The following is a 16,580-nucleotide window of genomic DNA, read 5'->3' as shown; positions in this document are numbered from 1 at the left end:
CACCCCCCAGGTCATCCCTTCGACAGGGGGCAGACAGCCATACCGGGCCCGGAGGCCAGGCGCCCCATTGCGGGGCCACGAGAAAGGTAACGGGGTGGCGGGGCGGTGAGATGGCGGTGCGGGCCGTGCGCGTCGGGGGTGGCGGGGCGGTGAGATGGCGGTGCGGTGGTGCGGGCCGTGCGCGTCGGGGGGGTGGCGGGGCCGCCCGTGTCGCAGGGGTCGGCGCGTGCGGGGTCGGCGCGTGCGGTGTTCGTACGCGCAAAGGGCGGCGCTTCCGGCCGCCCCGTCTCACGCTCCCCGTGCCGCCCGCCGCGCGACCGCCGTCGCGATCTTCTCCGCGTCCCTCGCCAGCTCGCGGAGCATGCCGCTGATGGGGTTGGTGAAACCGGTGAAGTACAGGCCGGGGGCGTTGCGTGGGCTGCGACCGCCGCGTACGACCGGCCTGCCGCGCCCGTCGAGCACGTCGAGGTGGCCGACCAGACCCTCCAGGGCGCGCTCGTACCCGGTCGCGGCGATCACGGCGTCCGGCGACAGCCGGCCGCCGTCGGCGAGGGCGACCTTCCCGTCCTCGAACCCGTCGACCGCGGCCACGACCTCGACCCGGCCCGCCCGTACGGCGTCGACGAGGCCCACGTCCTGCACCGGGATCGCCCCCGCGGCGACCCGGCTGTACAGCCCGGAGTCCGGCCGCGGCAGCCCGTGCCCGGACAGGTCGGGCACGCTCACCTTGGCCAACTGCCGGGCAAGCCGGTCGACGAGCGTGACGGGCAGACGCCGTACCAGCACCGCCGAGTACTGGGCGGCCCACCCCGCGGTGGACCGCCGCACGATGTGCGGAGGGGTGCGCACGGAGAGCCGGACCCGTGCGGCACCTCCCTCGACCAGGTCCACCGCGATCTCCGCGCCGGTGTTGCCCACACCGACGACCAGCACGTCCCGCCCGGCGTAGGGCTCGGCGTTGCGGTACTCGCCGGCGTGCCCGAACTCCCCGGCGTACGCGTCGAGTCCGGGCCAGTCCGGCACGCGCGGGGTGTGGTTGAACCCGGTGGCGACGACCACCGCGCTGCCGGTCAGCTCCCGGCCGCCGGAGGCGCGCAGCAGCCAGCCCGTCCCGTCGGCCGACCGCTCCACCCGGGAGACCTCGACCCCGGTGACGATCTCCAGTTCGTGGAACTCGGCGTACTTCTCCAGGTACCGCACCACGTTGTCGCGCGCCACCCAGCGCCCGAACCGGCGCGGGATCGGCAGACCGGGCAGCGCCGACAGCCGGCGGGTGGTGTGCAGGTGGAGCCGGTCGTAGTGGCGCCGCCAGGACGCCCCGACCCTGTCGGCCTTCTCCAGTACGACGGCCCGCACGCCCCGGGCCCGCAGCGCCTGGGCGGCGGCCAGGCCGCCCGGACCAGCGCCGATCACATAGACCGGCCGGTCGGTGAAGGTCGTGGAGGGCTGCGCGGAGGCGCTGGAGACGGCCATGAGCGCGAGCGTAACCCCGCCCTCCGTTGATGGGTCTCGGTCAAGACCGGAATTGATTGCGGATTGATCACGCGTGTGGGGAGAGTAGGCGGGATGTGTGGCCGAAGGTACCCGGACGTGCCCGGACGTGCGCGAACCCGAACATCTGTGTCCCGCGCGCGCCTTTCCTTCCCGGTGACTTCCCGGTGACTTCCCCGCTCGGGCCGCTGCCCGCCGTCCGGTCCCGCCGGCCGCTGCCCGCCGTCCGGTCCCGCCGTCCGGTCCCGCCGTCCGGTCCCGCCGTCCGGTCCTGTCGCCGCTCTTGCGTCGCCGCCCCGCGTCCGCTGAACTGACGTACCGTCAGATTCAACCGGCGGGCGGAGAGTCCATGGACACGATCTGGCTCAGCGGTGATCAGTGGCTGGCGGTGCTGCGCATCGGACTCGGCCTGTGGTGGCTGGAGAGCTGGCGGCACAAGGACAAGAAGGCGTGGTTCGAGCGCGGCAGCGGGATCGCGTGGGCGGCGGACGTCGCGGCCAAGCACCGCTGGCGGGCGGTCCGGGCCGGCTTCGAGACCGTGGTGGCGCCGCGCCCGCGCGTGCTGGCGTACGTCGTCGTGTACGCGGAACTGGCCCTGGGCCTCGGCCTGGTACTGGGCTTCCTCACCCCGGTCGCGCTGGTCGGCGGCCTGCTGCTGAACCTCGTCTACTTCGTCCTCATGATCCACGACTGGGCCGAGCAGGGGCAGAACTCGATGATGGCGCTCATCTCGGCGGTCGGGCTGTTCGGCATGGCGTGGCAGTCCTGGTCGATCGATGCCGCGGTGGGGTGGTTCTGATGCCCGCCGAGCGCTTCGACGTACCGGAGACCGACGCCTTCACCAGGCCGTACTGGGACGCGGCGGCCGAGGGCCGGCTGCTGCTGCGCCGCTGCGGCGCCTGCGGCCGGGCGCACCACTACCCCCGGGAGTTCTGCCCGCACTGCTGGAGCGAGGACGTCGCCTGGACGGAGGCGAGCGGCCGGGCCACGCTCTACACCTGGTCCGTGGTCCACCGCAACGACCTGCCGCCGTTCGGCGCCCGCACGCCCTACGTCGCCGCCGTCGTCGACCTCGCCGAGGGGCTGCGGATGATGACGGAGGTGGTGGACTGCGCGGCCGGGGAGTTGCGGGCCGGTACGGATCTGACGGTGACGTTCCGCGACGGGACACCGGTGTTCCGGCCTGCGGGTGGGTGAGCCGACCCGGGAGGGGACAGCCGTGTTCCGGCCCGCGGGTGGGTGAGCCGACCCGGGAGGGGACAGCCGTGTTCCGGCCCGCGGGCGGGTGAGCCGGCCCGGGAGGGGACGGCGGTGCTCCGGGCGGCGGGTGGGTGACCGGACCCCGGAACGGGGCCGGGCCGCCGAGGGGATTCAATGACTCCCATGGCCCCGACGCACGAGAACCACTCAACCCCCGTCCGCACCTCCACCCCGGCCCCGGCCCTGGCCCCGGCCGCCGCCCCGCAGGACCCGGCACCGCACGGCCACGGTCTGCTCCTGCGCCGCTGGGACGCGGGGTCCGACGCCGACCTGGCAGCCTGGTTCCGCGGCCGGACCGATCCCGAATTCCGCCGCTGGAACACCCCGCACCGCGTGGACACCGACCTCGACAGCGCCCGTGAGTCCCTGCGTGGGCAACTGCGGAGCGCGGCGGACGGCATCAACGCGCCCTTCTGCGTCGCGGACGCGGCCACCGGTGCGCCGCTCGGCCACGTCGGCATCAATCTGATCGACCGCGTACAGAGCACGGCACGGGTCGGTTACTGGGTGCTCCCGGAGGCGCGCGGGCAGCGGGTCGCGACCCGGGCACTCGGGCTCGCCGCCCGCTGGGCGTTCACCGAACTGGGCCTGCACCGCCTGGAACTGGGGCATGCGCTCGGCCATGACGCGTCCTGCCGGATCGCTCAGACGTGCGGGTTCCGGTACGAGGGGACGCTGCGGGGCGCGATGTTCGCGGCGGGGCGGCACGACGCCTTCCGGGACGTACACCTGCACGGCCGGCTCGCCACGGACCCGAACCCGAACCCGGAGTCGGACCCGGACCCGGAGTCGGAGTCGGCCCCCGAGTCGGCCAACGGCTCGGAGTCGGCCGCGCATCCGGGACCGGCCGCGGACCAGGCACCGGCCGCGGACCAGGGACCGGCCCTCTGACCGCCATGACCATGCCCTCCGCACACGCCTGGTACCTGACCGACGACCTCGACGACTTCCTGACCCGGGCCGGAGACTTCCTGCGTTCCCGCCCGGCCCTGCACACGGTGCCGCTGACCGTGACCGACGCCCTCCGCAGCCGCGGACCGCACGTCTACGGCGCGGAGAACCCGCTGTACGGCGTGCTCGGGTCCGGGCCGGGACCCGGCGGGGTCCGGGCGATCCTGCTCCACACACCCCCGCATCCGCTCAACCTGACGCCGCTGGCACCGGAAGAGGCCGAATCCCTGGCCGCACTCCTGCTCGCCCGCGGCCACCAGGTGCCGGGGGTGTCGGCCGCGCAGGACACCGCCGCCGCGTTCACGGCGGCCTGGGAACGTGCCTCGACCGGCGCCACCGGCAGTCTGCGGCAGCGCCAACGGCTCTACCGTTTGGGCGAGTTGACGGTTCCGGAGCCGGTACCGGAGGGTCGGGCACGGGTCGCCGGGCCGCGGGACCGGGAGTTGGTGCGGCGCTGGTACGAGGAGTTCGCCGTGGCGGTCGGGCAGAGCGCCTCCGCCGCCTCCTCCGCCGAATGGGCCGACAGCCGGATCGGCTACGGCGGCGTCACGCTCTGGGAGACCCCCGACGGCACCCCCGACGGCACCCCGGTCGCCATGGCGGGAGTCACCCGGCAGATCGCCGGCCAGGTCCGCGTCGCGCCCGTCTACACCCCCTCCCACCTTCGCGGACGCGGATACGCCGGAGCGGTGACCGCGGTGGTGAGCAGGGCCGCGCAGGAGGCCGGGGCAGCGGAGGTCCTGCTGTTCACCGACCTCGCCAACCCGACGAGCAACGGCCTGTACCAGCGGATCGGATACCGGCCCGTGGCCGACTTCTCGGTGTACGGGTTCGGCGTGGGGCGTGAGGGACCGCACGGGCAGTGACAGTGCGGGACCCGCGACGGGCCGGCGGGGCGCGGTCCTTCTGCGCGCCGCCCTCTGCGTGTTGCGGCAGGGGACCCCGGCGTCAGGGAGCGGGTGGGGCGGTCAACGCCGGGGGGCCTTGACGCCGTGGCTGTGGCTGTGGCTGTGTCGTGAGGAGTCGCGCGGCTTCTGATGTTCCTTTCCGGTCACCGCGTAATGCGAGTCAGACGCTTCGCCCGCTGCCAACGACGCATAAAACTGCCTCAAACCATCCTCATCGACGACCTGCGCGGACGGCTCACCTCCGTGCCCACCCGCCGGGACGGGACAGGTCTGCGAAGTGCCGGACGTGGAATCGAACGCGAAAGGCGAGACAGTCGTACTCGCCGGGTAATACGGGAAGGGAGCGGTCTCCGAATGGCCGAACCCGGAATTGTCTGCGTACGGCGAGACAGCCACATTCGTTGGGCAATGAGCGAAGGGGTCGGTCTGCGCATAGCCGGACCCGGAAGGTGACGCATACGATGAGACGGCCGCGTTCGCCACTTCATCCCGCCAACCTCCCCGCGGTGCGTATTCTGCCGAGTCGGCAATCTTTTTGCCGGAAGTTATTGTCTTGCCATTTGTCCGGTGAATCTTCCGGTCCTCAAGGGGGATTTTCGCGTACTTCAAAGCACGCTCCGCCAAAGGACCCATCGCCACATTCCCGGCCTTCAGGTGTCGAAGGTGCTGCAGAATGTAATCACTGTCTGTCACGTCAGGAAACTTATCGCGACCGCTTGGAAGGAGGGTCGGCTGCACCAGCGACCTCCTCCCGTCCCTGGGAGAGTAAAGCGCTCTGATCATTTCTGCGATCTCGGCATCAGAACGCCTTCTTCTGGTGGATTTTCCCGCCACGGTCCTGCTTGCCTTCGCATTCCTTTCGGGACTTTCTTGGGCCCGCTTTCGTTGGCCCTTCGGGGTCGTGAGGTCCACGCCATATTTCTCCGAATATTTTACCCATCTGCTAAAATGCCGCCGACTCGGCCGTCCTTCTCCATTGCAGAATTCCGTCTGGCTTTTATTTCCTCTGCTGAACTCCTCCAGGAGGGCTTTCTTCTGGGCGTCGGAGTATGGCATGCCTTCTCCTTGTCGGTGCATTTGATTGGTGCTCGGCAGGCGTAGGATGCAGTAGGCCGGTTCCTGATGAGAAGTCGCTCGTAACACCTCAATGGGAAGGCGCCGGATTCCGGTTCACCGGGAGCCTGCGGGGATCCCCTGGCAGTTCCTGTCGCAGGAGCTGGGCTACGGTTCCGGGAGCACTGCCGGCGACACCTGCCGCCGCGGCCGGCGCGACCTGGGCGTGCTCCGGTCATCGCGGCTGCGGCAACGTGCATGGCTCCGGCCGGGGCGTCCACCGCTGGATCGCCGAAGCCGCCTTCGCACTCCTGCACTGGTTCCGCCGCCTACGCACCCGCCAGAGCTGTTCCAAGGTCGGATTTCAGGCATCGATGTGCGGGTCACAAGGGATGCCGAAGAGACCGAGTGGGGCCGTGTGCGGCGGCGCAGGGCCAGGGCGCGCGGTGGCCGGACACAGGGGTTGCCGCTCACGGCCACAGCAGGTGCCGCTCCCAACGCCCTCCCCGGCACAGGTAGGTGAGCCGGACGTGCCTGCGGTCGGGGTCGCCCTGGAAGAACTCGACCTCGTGCGGGCGCAGCCGGTAGAGCGTCCAGGTCGGAACCGGCGTCTCCGGGTCTTCGCGCGCCCGGTCCCAGGCGGCTTCCGAGGCAGCCCGCAGCTCGGCCGGTGACGACAGGGGTGCGCTCTGCCGGCCGGTGAGTGCCGCGGCCAGCGCGCCCGTCGACCGTGCGCGCAGGTCTGCCCGGCTCTGCTCCGGCGGGGCCGCCGTGACCGGTCCCCGTACCCGGACCTGACGGCCCAGCACCGGCCAGTAGAAGACGAGGGCCGCGTACGGCCGGTCGGTGAGCTGGCGGCCCTTGCGGCTCGTGGCGTGCGTGGCGAAGGACCAGCCGGTTTCGTCCGCGCCGTGCAGCATCACTATCCGTACGTCCGGCAGGCCGTCCGCGTCCGCCGTCGCCAGCGACATCGTGTGCGGCTCGGGCTGCCCGGCCGCGACCGCCTCAGCGAACCACGCGGTGAACAGGGGGAGGGGGGTGTTGGGGGCGGTGGCCGGGTCGAACGACGGGAGTTCCGTGACCGCCGGGTCCCACACCCGTAGTGACCGCAAGAGTTCGTGGAGGTCCGTTTCCGTTCCCATGTCCCTGAGTATCGCCCGGCCCGTGCGCCGGGACGTGCGTGCGGATGCGGGCGGTGGCACCCGGTGGCCACCGGGTGCCGGGGGGCGGGGTGCGTGGGCGCCGGAACCGGAAATGGGTGAGGGGGTGAACCGGTGGGCCGGTGAGTGCGTAGTGCGGAGGCGGGGTTCGTCCTGGCCCGTGGGTTCTGCCGGTTCTATGGCGTGGAGGATGCTGTGCCGAGATATAGAAAGCCCCTGACGAGTGATGTGAAGAATAGGATAAGCCGGAGCAAAAAGGGTAAGAGTTCCTCGTCCGGCTATACTGACGCGGAAATTGCGAATATGATCGAGGCCCTGTATTGCGCCGAGGGCGGGCGGGCGCCGCGAGTGCAGCCAGGATTTCTTCCGCCCGCGAAGGCCAAGTTCCCCGACATGGTCGGTGGTGATTTCATTGCGGGGCGCCTCCGTCGATTGAAGCAGATGGCCCATGTGATGGGTCCCCTGACGGAGAGGGCTTTGACGGAACATGCGAAAGTCCGCCTAGAAGATCGGATGCTTCTCGATGCAGTGAGCGGGAAGATGGTGGCCGTCGGCAAGAAGATTCACAGGGATGTGGGATCTGGTGCACACTGGCGAGAGGAGTGGAAGGGTGTGCAGGAGGTCAAGAATCATCCACTGGCCCTTCCAGCGGTCCCGAATTCGCCGGAGAATTCAGTCGTTGCGCAGGATCCGAGGGAGGGAACCGACTATTCGTTGCTGCGGCGGGAGGCCGAGCAGGCCGGCAGCGGGATGCCGTGGACACAGAATGGTATCCCCCTGGGCCACGGTGACGATGTCCATCCTGCACAGTCCGGGTTCCCGGAGGCGCTGTCCGGGTTCGCGGAGATACAGCCCGGATTCCGGGAGACATTGCCCGGATTCCGGGAGACGTTGCCCGGATTCTGGGAGGCGCCGTCCGGCGGTTCGCAGGTCGCGTTCAACCCGATGGTCCACGACGACATGGACGTATTGATATCGGACGGGTTTGACGACGGTGGCTTCGGCACGGTGTCCGGGATGTTCGGGTCCTGGTCTGCGCCGGTCAATCCTGCCGCGCCCTACGCGGGCGGATACCCGCACGGGGCGGCGTGGGAGATCCAGCCTCCCGGGACGGACACGCTGACGCAGGCGGCGCGGGCGGCGCAGGAGTTGTCGGCCGCGGCCCCCGTGTATCCCCGGACGGGCGACGGAGTGGCGTACTCGCCGTGGGAACCAACCACCGCTCACGGCCGAGCGGGGCATGCCCAGGCCCGGCAGCCGGGGCACCAGAGTCCGCGGTGACGACGAGCGGCCGGCTCGCCGAGGGGCGTCTGCGGATCGTGCAAAGCGTCCCCGGGAACGGTGGGCCGGGCAGCGGCCCCGGGGCGATGGCCTGGGGTCTTCTTGCCAGCGTCCAGCCCTGTGGTGGTTCTGGACACCCAGGCCGCCGCGCGCACCGACTCCGTGTCGAACACCACCAGGCTCGGGTCCGTCGGCCGGTCAGCCGTCGGCCGGTCCCGCCGTCGTCGCCGGAACGCGGTCGCCGACGGCTCGCGGACGCCGACGGCTCGGGGGTGGCCGGTGAGCCGGGGCGGCCGGTGAGCGGGGGCGGTGGACCGGGGCGGGAGGGCGGCGGCGGCATGGCGAATCCCTTGGAAGCGGGTCAGGTCGCCTGTCGGCAGGTGGCCTGACCGGGGCGACGGGGCGCGGCCCCGCTTCCGGCAGCCTCGTCACCTGAATGGCGCAACATGATGTGCCACCCACCTGGGCGAAGATCAAGCTGGCTAGTGCCCCAACCGAGGCAATCCGTGAAAGGGGAACCACATGCGCATTCGACGAATCCTCGCCCCCGTCATCGCCACGGCAGCCCTCGCCGGACTCGGTCTCACAGGCGCCGTCACCGCCACCGCCGCCACCGCACAGGGCGCCCCGTCCTCCGTCACTCCTTCTCAGTGCCAGCAGGGCGGCGGAACGCCCGCGATCAATGAGCCGGGCAACCCCTGCAAGGGCGGTACGCACAACGGGGAGACGGTCGACTGAACGCGCAAGGCGCCCCGCAGCCACGCGCCGGGGGCGCGCCCGCGTGAGCGTGGCCGGGAGAGTCTCGCAGGGGCTGTGCCGACCTGTCGGACACGCCCTGCACGCCACCCGGTCACGGCCTCAGCCTGAGGCCGTGACCGGGTGGCAGGTCGAGGGAGTCGGATCTCGCCGGGGCCTGTCAGGGCTTCCCGAAGGGGCCTGTCAGGGCTTCCTGAAGGGGCCTGTCAGGTCTTGCCAGGTCCTGCCGCGTCCCGCCCGGCCGGTCGTTCACCGGCCGAGCACCACCGTTCCCGAGGAGCAGAACCAGCCCCCGGTCCCCGAGGCCACGCCGAGTCGCGGCGGCTGACCGTCCGGGGAGCGTACCTGCCGTTCACCGGCCTCGCCGCGCACCTGCCGTACCGCCTCGACCAGCAGGAACAGTCCGCGCATACCCGGGTGCTGGGCGGACAGACCGCCGCCGTCCGTGTTCACCGGCAGTTCCCCGCCCCGCACCAGCAGTCGTCCCTCCTCCACGAACGCCCCGCCCTCGCCCTTCGCGCAGAAACCCAGGTCCTCCAGTGTCACCAGCGTCATGTAGGTGAACGCGTCGTAGATCTCGGCGAAGTCGATCTCCTCGGGCCGTACCCCCGCCCGCTCGAAGGCGAGGCGTCCGCTCACCGCGGCCGGGGAGACCGTGAAGTCCGGCCACTCGGACATCGTGGTGTGCGAGACGTGCTCGCCGGTGCCGAGGATCCAGACCGGGTCGGTGCGGCAGTCCCGTACGTACTCCGGTGCCGCCAGCAGCACCGCCGCGCCGCCGTCGGAGCGCAGGCAGCAGTGCAGCTTGGTGAACGGGTCGGCGATCATCGGGCCGGCCAGGACGTCGTCGACCGTGATCGGGTCGCGGAACATCGCGTCCGGGTTCAGGGCCGCGTTCGCCCGCGCCTGCACCGCGACCTGCGCCAACTGCTCGATGGTCGTACCGTGTTCGATCATGTGCCGGCGGGCGGCCATCGCGTACTTGGCGATCAGGGTGTGCCCGTAGGGCACCTCGAACTGGAGCGGGCCGCCGGCCCCGAAGGACAGGTTGCCCGTGCGCCGTCCCGCCTTGATGTCCGCGCGGGCCGTCGAGCCGTAGACCAGCAGTACGGCCCGTGCGTGGCCCGCCGCTATCGCGTCCGCCGCGTGCGCGGCCATCACCTCCCAGGTGGAGCCGCCTACGGAGGTGGAGTCGACCCAGGTGGGGCGCAGGCCCAGGTACTCCGCGACCTCGACCGGTGCCAGCGTGCCGAGGCCCGCCGAGGCGAAGCCGTCCACGAGCGAGCGGTCGAGTCCGGCGTCCGCGAGGGCGCGGCGGGCGGCCTGGGCGTGCAGGGCGTAGGCGGTCGTGCCGTCCACCCGGCCGCAGTCGGAGAGCGCCACCCCGACCACCGCCACCGGCGCCCCACCGGATCCCCTACGGTTCGATCCTCTACGGCTCGATCCTCTACGGCCCGAGGCCCCGCGGTCCGAGGTCCCGCCCTCCGCAGCCGTGTGCCCGGCCGCCCCGCCCTCCGCCGCCCCGCGCTCCGCCTCCGCGTGCCCCGTTGCCGTGCGCTCCGCTGCCATGAATCTGACGGTACATCAGATACTGCGGTCCGCGGCAGGTGTCGTGACCCTGGGCATCCGGCCCCGACGCACCTAACATGACGGGCCGTCAGATCTGGAGGGAACAGCCATGGACGCACGCCTCACCGCCGAACAGGACGAGATGCGGCGCGCCCTGCGCGCCCTGCTCCGGGCCCGCTGCGGTCCGCAGGACCTGCGCGCCGCCCTCGACGCCCCCGCGGGACACGACCCCGCCCTGTGGCAGGCGCTCGCCGACCGGCTCGGCCTGCCCGGTCTCGCCCTCCCCGAGACCTACGGCGGCGTCGGCTGCACGGCCACCGAACTCGCCCTCGCCTGCGAGGAGACGGGCCGCGCCCTCGCGCCCTCACCGCTGCTCGCCACCTCCGTACTCGCCGCGCCGCTCGTCCTCGCCCTCGGCACCGACGCGCAGCGCGATGCGCTGCTGCCGCGCATCGCCTCCGGCGCGCTGACCGCCGCCCTCGCCGTACCCGGCACCGCCCTCGCCACCGTCCTCGCCCTGACCGGCGACAACACCGGGGACTGGGCGGGCGGCGGCCGGGCGGGCGGGGTGCAGGCCCGGCGGGCGGACGGCGGCTGGCGGCTGTACGGGGAGGTCCGGCAGGTGCTGGACGGCCACAGCGCCGGGCTGCTCCTGGTCGCCGCGCACACCGGCGGGTTCGCCCGGTCGCGGACCCTGGTCTTCCTGGTGGCGGGGGACGCGCCCGGAGTGACCCGCGGACGGCAGACGGCGCTCGACGCGACCCGGCCGCAGGGCTGGGTGCAGTTGCGGGACGTGCCGGCCGAACTGCTCGGCGGGACAGTCGGCGAGGAGAGTTCCGCGGAGGACCAGGGCGCGGCGGACGTGCTCGGCGCACTCCGCGCGATCGGTGACACGGCCGCCGTCGTGCTCGCCGCCGAGGCGGTCGGGGCCGCCGACCGGGCGTTGGAGCGCACGGTCGAGTACGTGGGACAGCGCGAGCAGTTCGGACGCGCGGTCGGCTCCTTCCAGGCCGTGAAGCACCGGCTGGCCGACGTGTACGTACAGATCCAGGCGGCCCGCTCGGCGGCCTACTACGCCGCCTGGGCGACCGCCCACGGGGAACGGACGGGCGGGCTCGCCCTCGCGCAGGCGCTGGAGGCGCTGCGGACGGCCGCGGGCGAGGCGATCCAGTTCCACGGCGGGATCGGGTTCACCTGGGAGCATGAGGCCCACCTGTACTTCAAGCGCGCGGCGGGCGACGAACTGCTTCTCGGGCCGGTGCACCGGCTGCGCGCCCGGTCCGCCGCCGACGCGCGGCTGTTCGAGCGGGGAGAGGTGGCGGTCTGATGGTCGGGATCGGTGTGCGGCTGGTGCGGAAGATGTCCGCCACCCGGACGTTCGCGCAGGTCGCCCCGCATGTGGTGCCCGCGCTCGACCGGGTCGTCCACCGGCTCACCCGCGGCCGGGTGCTGCCCAGTACGTCCATGCTGCCCGGGGCGATCCTGACGTCCACCGGGGCCCGCAGCGGACTGCCCCGGCACACGCCGCTCGCCTGCATGCCCGAGGAGGGCGGGCGCAGCTGGCTGCTCGTCGGGTCCAACTTCGGCCGTACGGAGCATCCGGCCTGGACGTACAACCTGCTGGCACGGCCCGAGGTGTCGATCAACTGGCGGGGCCGGGACATCGCGGTCACCGCGCGCCTGCTGGAGGGCGAGGAACGGACGGCGGCGTGGCGCGCGCTGCTGGCGTTCTGGCCGCCGTACGCGGCCTACCAGGACCGGGTGGCGCGGCGGATCCGGGTGTTCCGGCTGGTCCGGGAGTGATGCACGCCGTCGCCAGGAGGCCGACTCAGCTCAGCCGCGCATGCCCCTGCCGCCGCCGGAGGGCGTCGAGCCGTGCTGAGCTGGTGAGGGATGAGCTGGTGAGAACGGACGCGGATGCGTGTGTCCGGACTGTGACGGGTAGCCGCCCGTCGTGTATGCCTGAGTCTGGGCCGGCGGCTGGAAATTGAGCGCGGGGGAGTACTCAGTCGCCGGATATGAATGAGCGTCCAGCAGGTCTCCGTGCGAGAAAGTTTCTGCCGGCTGGGGAACAAGCGGCGCCACCGGATTGGTCGGAAGCCACGGCAGGTGTGCGTACGGTGACAGGTAGCTGCTCATCCTGTTGCCCTGATCCTGATCCTGATCCATCGGATCCATCGGATAGGGAATCTGCGAGAAACTGTTCGCATACGGTGTCTGGAATGCTTCGTCGGCCGTCAGTGCCGTCTGCGATGTGTCGTTGTCCGGCAGGAAATCGAACGCGGAGGAGTACGGCAAGGGAGCCGCCGACCCTGAACCGGCGTACGGAAGGATATCCCAGGGAAAGGTATCTGTTGGCTGGGTATCGACTGACATGGAAGCGAACGACGCCACCTGGTTGAACAGAAGCTGGGGTACGAGTTGGGGCTGTGACATGTCGGCGCCCGTTTCCCCATGCGGGTAGGTGTCGGCGTCGTATGGAGAGGGAGAGATGGGTGCGTGAGGTGTCAGGAAGTCACCCGTCGCGTTTCCCTGTGAATGGGCCGCCAGTCGGGTAACCTCCCGATCGCCGAGACCGTCGTACTGCGAGGGCGGGTAGAGGGCTCCGCTCGCATGCACGTCGCCGATATCGGTGGGGCTCTTGGTCGGAGGCTGAACCCTCGGGCGTCTGGGACGTTTTGCCGCATTCTTTCTGGTGAGCATGGTTTTGGTCTCTTCGGTCAGTAGTTTGTATTTTTCCATCTTGTCTCGGATGTATTCCGGGCAATCTGTAGGCAGCCCTCCCGATATGTAGCGTTGGATAGTTCGTCCAAAATAGCGGAAGGTGGTTCCATTCGCTTCGAGGTCGTAATTCTGTATCGGAATTATGCCCTGGTTGTCGGGGTTGGTGAAGTAAAGGTCCAGTGCCTTGCCGAACCCTTTCCAGTGCTCGGTCCTGGATGCTTGTGGGCCCCTGGAATGTGTCCCCACAGTCCTTGCAGCTAGTATGGCTTTGTTCTTTTCGGTCAGTAGTTTGTATTCGTCTACCTTCTCTCGGATGTCATCCGGGCAATCTTTGGGCAGCCCGCTCAATATGTAGCGTTGGACTTTTCGCCCAAAGTTTTTGTAGGTGAATCCATCACTTTCCAGGTGGTAAGTTTGTGTCGGAACTGTCCCCTGGTTGTCGGGGTTGGTGAAGTAAAGGTCCAATGCCTTACCGAACTCTTCCCAATGCCCTGAATTTGTCTGCATGTTTTCTCCGTTTTTTCGTTCGGGCTGGTTTTCGGTGATCGTCGATGAGGTCGTTGCCGGTGCTTTCGTGCCGGTTGTTCCACCGGAGGTACGACCGTGATCAATTGGGGACGGTGCTCAGGGAGATGCGTTGCATGAACGGGGCGGGGAGTGGCTGGTTCTGGCGCGCCCCGGCTCGTCGAGGATGTCCGAGATCTTGTTGTGAAAACGGCAACTCGCCTTCGCTCCTTTCACGGTCTGTCCGTACAGGCAGGAACGAAGGCTGTACTCGATGACCAACGCTGTCAAGCGGCTCGTGGACTGCAAGGGGGCGGGCGGGTCCGGCCGTTGGCACGTGTCCGCCGGATGCCGGCCGGCACCGCCCGGAGGACGTACTGAGGTGTAGGCGCACCTGGCCTGAGGGCACCGTGACGGCAGCGATGGGCCTGGCCAAGGAAGTCGATGAGCCTGTCCGCCCCGGGTCGGTGTGGGAGGCCCCGCCGCGCCGTGGACACGAACGTGGTGAGTTCAGGCGTGGCGGGGCCCTCCGGCCGGGCGGCCGGGCGGTCATACGGTGCCGAACTCCCCCTCCTTGACGCCTGCCACGAAGGAGGTGAAGGCGTGGGTGGGGAGGTTGAGGGCCGGGCCGTCCGGGTTCTTGGAGTCGCGGACGGGGATGTGGCCGTGGGGTGTGGCGATGGCGAGGTTGGTGGCGACCTCGATCGGGGCCCGCAGCGGACTGCCCCGGCACACGCCGCTCGCCTGCATGCCCGAGGAGGGCGGGCGCAGCTGGCTGCTCGTCGGGTCCAACTTCGGCCGTACGGAGCATCCGGCCTGGACGTACAACCTGCTGGCACGGCCCGAGGTGTCGATCAACTGGCGGGGCCGGGACATCGCGGTCACCGCGCGCCTGCTGGAGGGCGAGGAACGGACGGCGGCGTGGCGGGCGCTGCTGGCGTTCTGGCCGCCGTACGCGGCCTACCAGGACCGGGTGGCGCGGCGGATTCGGGTGTTCCGGCTGGTCCGGGAGTGATGCACGCCGTTGCCGGGAGGCCGACTCAGCTCAGCCGCGCATGCCCCTGCCGCCGCCGGAGGGCGTCGAGCCGTGCTGAGCTGGTGAGGGATGAGCTGGTGAGAACGGACGCGGATGCGTGTGTCCGGACTGTGACGGGTAGCCGCCCGTCGTGTATGCCTGAGTCTGGGTCGGCGGCTGGAAATTGAGCGCGGGGGAGTACTCAGTCGCCGGATATGAATGAGCGTCCAGCAGTTCTCCGTGCGAGAAAGTTTCTGCCGGCTGGGGAACAAGCGGCGCCACCGGATTGGTCGGAAGCCACGGCAGGTGTCCGTACGGTGACAGGTCGCTGCTCATCCTGTTGCCCTGATCCATCGGATCCATCGGATCCATCGGATAGGGAATCTGCGAGAAACTGTTCGCATACGGTGTCTGGAATGCTTTGTCGGCCGTCAGCGCCGTCTGCGGTGTGTCGTTGTCCGGCAGGAAATCGAACGCGGAGGAGTACGGCAAGGGAGCCGCCGAACCTGAACCGGCGTACGGAAGGATATCCCAGGGAAAGGTATCTGTTGGCTGGGTATCGACTGACATGGAAGCGAACGACGCCGCCTGGTTGAACGGATGCGAAGCTGTGACTTCGGACTGTGACAGGCCGGCGTTCACCGTCTTGCCCAGATCCTGCAACATCTGCATGTCAGCGGCGCTCAGCGAGACCCCGAATGTGTCTGGCTGCACGTCGCCGCTGTCGGAGAACTGTATGAGAGTTCCCTTATGCGAGTGCGTCTGCGTCTTGGGATTTTTGGGATTTTTCTTCGAATACCTTGCGGCGAGTATGGCTTTGGTCTCTTTGGTCAGTAGTTTGTATTTTTCCATCTTTTCTCGGATGTCATTCGGGCAACTTTCGGGCAGTCCTACTGATATGTAGCGTTGGATATTTCGTCCAAAATTGCGGTAGGTGGTTCCATTCGCTTCCAGGTGGTAGGTTTGTGTCGGAACTGTCCCCTGGTTGTCGGGGTTGGCGTAGTAAAGGTCCAGTGCCTCACCGAACCTTTCCCAATGCTCTGCCTTTGTCTGTGTCTGTGTCTGTGTCTGTGTCTGTGTCTGTGTCTGTGTCTGTGGCTGCATTTTTTCTCCTTTTTTCGTTCGGTCTGGTTTTCAGATCTCTTCGATGAGGCCGTTGCCGGTGCTCTCGTGCCGGTTGTTCCACCGGAGGTACGACCGTGATGAATTGGGGACGGTGCTCAGGGAGATGCGTTGCATGTGGTGAAGGCGTGGGTGGGGAGGTGGAGGGCCGGGCACGCCGTCGCCGGGAGGCCGACTCAGCTCAGCCGCGCATGCCCCTGCCGCCGCCGGAGGGCGTCGAGCCGTGCTGAGCTGGTGAGGGATGAGCTGGTGAGAACGGACGCGGATGCGTGTGTCCGGACTGTGACGGGTAGCCGCCCGTCGTGTATGCCTGAGTCTGGGCCGGCGGCTGGAAATTGAGCGCGGGGGAGTACTCAGTCGCCGGATATGAATGAGCGTCCAGCAGTTCTCCGTGCGAGAAAGTTTCTGCCGGCTGGGGAACAAGCGGCGCCACCGGATTGGTCGGAGGCCACGGCAGGTGTGCGTACGGTGACAGGTCGCTGCTCATCCTGTTGCCCTGATCCTGATCCATCGGATCCATCGGATCCATCGGATAGGGAATCTGCGAGAAACTGTTCGCATACGGTGTCTGGAATGCTTCGTCGGCCGTCAGTGCCGTCTGCGATGTGTCGTTGTCCGGCAGGAAATCGAACGCGGAGGAGTACGGCAAGGGAGCCGCCGAACCTGAACCGGCGTACGGAAGGATACCGTTGGGAAAGGTATCTGTTGGCTGGGTATCGACTGACATGGAAGCGAACGACGCCGCCTGGTTGAACGGATGCGAAGCTGTGACTTCGGACTGTGACA

15 protein-coding genes and 2 pseudogenes are annotated in these 16,580 nt (G+C 69.3%); 9 read left to right on the top strand and 8 right to left on the bottom strand.

Features of this window, described 5'->3' with window-relative positions; genetic code table 11:
• Positions 1-288: 288 nt before the first annotated feature.
• Positions 289-1,473, bottom strand: coding sequence for a flavin-containing monooxygenase (locus tag ACFC09_RS44620; RefSeq protein WP_376538679.1), 1,185 nt, complete (start codon positions 1,471-1,473; stop codon positions 289-291).
• Positions 1,474-1,840: 367 nt separating this feature from the next.
• Between ACFC09_RS44620 and ACFC09_RS44615 the strand changes: the two genes are divergently transcribed.
• The 4 genes from ACFC09_RS44615 to ACFC09_RS44600 all read left to right on the top strand — a co-directional run bounded on the left by ACFC09_RS44615 (position 1,841) and on the right by ACFC09_RS44600 (position 4,568).
• Positions 1,841-2,290: a DoxX family membrane protein gene (locus ACFC09_RS44615; protein WP_376538677.1), complete on the top strand. Its 450-nt coding sequence runs from the start codon at positions 1,841-1,843 to the stop codon at positions 2,288-2,290.
• Positions 2,290-2,688 (top strand): Zn-ribbon domain-containing OB-fold protein, encoded by a 399-nt coding sequence (locus ACFC09_RS44610; RefSeq protein ID WP_376538675.1) that lies wholly within the window; start codon positions 2,290-2,292, stop codon positions 2,686-2,688. The genes ACFC09_RS44615 and ACFC09_RS44610 overlap by 1 nt, the downstream gene beginning before the upstream one ends.
• A gap of 186 nt (positions 2,689-2,874) precedes the next feature.
• Positions 2,875-3,642 (top strand): GNAT family N-acetyltransferase, encoded by a 768-nt coding sequence (locus ACFC09_RS44605; RefSeq protein WP_376538673.1) that lies wholly within the window; start codon positions 2,875-2,877, stop codon positions 3,640-3,642.
• An 11-nt stretch (positions 3,643-3,653) separates the two neighbouring features.
• A complete protein-coding gene (locus ACFC09_RS44600; RefSeq protein ID WP_376538681.1) occupies positions 3,654-4,568 on the top strand; it encodes a GNAT family N-acetyltransferase in 915 nt (304 codons plus the stop codon).
• Positions 4,569-4,670: 102 nt separating this feature from the next.
• On the opposite strand, the gene ACFC09_RS44595 is transcribed toward ACFC09_RS44600, so the two are convergent.
• Both ACFC09_RS44595 and ACFC09_RS44590 read right to left on the bottom strand, forming a co-directional pair.
• On the bottom strand, positions 4,671-5,666 hold the full coding sequence (locus ACFC09_RS44595; protein WP_376538671.1) for a hypothetical protein: 996 nt from the start codon (positions 5,664-5,666) through the stop codon (positions 4,671-4,673).
• Between the two features lie 467 nt (positions 5,667-6,133).
• On the bottom strand, positions 6,134-6,805 hold the full coding sequence (locus ACFC09_RS44590) for a pyridoxal 5'-phosphate synthase (protein ID WP_376538669.1): 672 nt from the start codon (positions 6,803-6,805) through the stop codon (positions 6,134-6,136).
• A 201-nt stretch (positions 6,806-7,006) separates the two neighbouring features.
• On the opposite strand from ACFC09_RS44590, the gene ACFC09_RS44585 reads away from it, so the two are divergent.
• Both ACFC09_RS44585 and ACFC09_RS44580 read left to right on the top strand, forming a co-directional pair.
• Positions 7,007-8,104 (top strand): hypothetical protein, encoded by a 1,098-nt coding sequence (locus ACFC09_RS44585; protein WP_376538667.1) that lies wholly within the window; start codon positions 7,007-7,009, stop codon positions 8,102-8,104.
• 522 nt (positions 8,105-8,626) lie between these two features.
• Positions 8,627-8,842, top strand: coding sequence for a hypothetical protein (locus ACFC09_RS44580; protein WP_376538665.1), 216 nt, complete (start codon positions 8,627-8,629; stop codon positions 8,840-8,842).
• Positions 8,843-9,109: 267 nt separating this feature from the next.
• Here the strand turns inward: ACFC09_RS44580 and ACFC09_RS44575 are convergent, their stop codons facing one another.
• Positions 9,110-10,258, bottom strand: a complete 1,149-nt coding sequence (locus ACFC09_RS44575; RefSeq protein WP_376538663.1) for an acetyl-CoA acetyltransferase — start codon at positions 10,256-10,258, stop codon at positions 9,110-9,112.
• 280 nt (positions 10,259-10,538) lie between these two features.
• Here ACFC09_RS44575 and ACFC09_RS44570 point away from each other — a divergent pair, with 280 nt between their 5' ends.
• Complete coding sequence (locus ACFC09_RS44570) at positions 10,539-11,756, top strand: acyl-CoA dehydrogenase family protein (RefSeq protein WP_376538661.1); 1,218 nt, start codon at positions 10,539-10,541, stop codon at positions 11,754-11,756.
• Positions 11,756-12,232 carry a nitroreductase family deazaflavin-dependent oxidoreductase gene (locus ACFC09_RS44565; protein WP_376538659.1) on the top strand — a complete coding sequence of 159 codons (477 nt, stop codon included), beginning with the start codon at positions 11,756-11,758 and terminating at the stop codon, positions 12,230-12,232. Before ACFC09_RS44570 ends, ACFC09_RS44565 begins: the two co-directional genes overlap by 1 nt.
• A gap of 30 nt (positions 12,233-12,262) precedes the next feature.
• Here the strand turns inward: ACFC09_RS44565 and ACFC09_RS44560 are convergent, their stop codons facing one another.
• Together ACFC09_RS44560 and ACFC09_RS44555 are read right to left on the bottom strand one after the other, a co-directional pair.
• On the bottom strand, positions 12,263-13,660 hold the full coding sequence (locus tag ACFC09_RS44560) for a hypothetical protein (protein ID WP_376538658.1): 1,398 nt from the start codon (positions 13,658-13,660) through the stop codon (positions 12,263-12,265).
• A gap of 546 nt (positions 13,661-14,206) precedes the next feature.
• Entirely contained in the window at positions 14,207-14,407 is a 201-nt protein-coding gene (locus tag ACFC09_RS44555; RefSeq protein WP_376538656.1) for a DUF397 domain-containing protein, read from the bottom strand.
• Here ACFC09_RS44555 and ACFC09_RS44550 point away from each other — a divergent pair.
• Positions 14,346-14,672: pseudogene (locus ACFC09_RS44550) on the top strand (nitroreductase family deazaflavin-dependent oxidoreductase); the annotation flags it as partial. The gene ACFC09_RS44555 and the pseudogene ACFC09_RS44550 overlap by 62 nt on opposite strands.
• Positions 14,673-14,702: 30 nt before the next feature.
• Here the strand turns inward: ACFC09_RS44550 and ACFC09_RS44545 are convergent.
• A complete protein-coding gene (locus ACFC09_RS44545; protein WP_376538654.1) occupies positions 14,703-15,776 on the bottom strand; it encodes a hypothetical protein in 1,074 nt (357 codons plus the stop codon).
• Positions 15,777-15,975: 199 nt separating this feature from the next.
• Positions 15,976-16,580, bottom strand: a pseudogene (locus ACFC09_RS44540) (hypothetical protein); the annotation flags it as partial.

Source organism: Streptomyces sp. NPDC056161, assembly GCF_042268025.1.
GTDB lineage: Bacteria > Actinomycetota > Actinomycetes > Streptomycetales > Streptomycetaceae > Streptomyces.
This window is presented reverse-complemented; position numbering and strand designations above follow the sequence as displayed.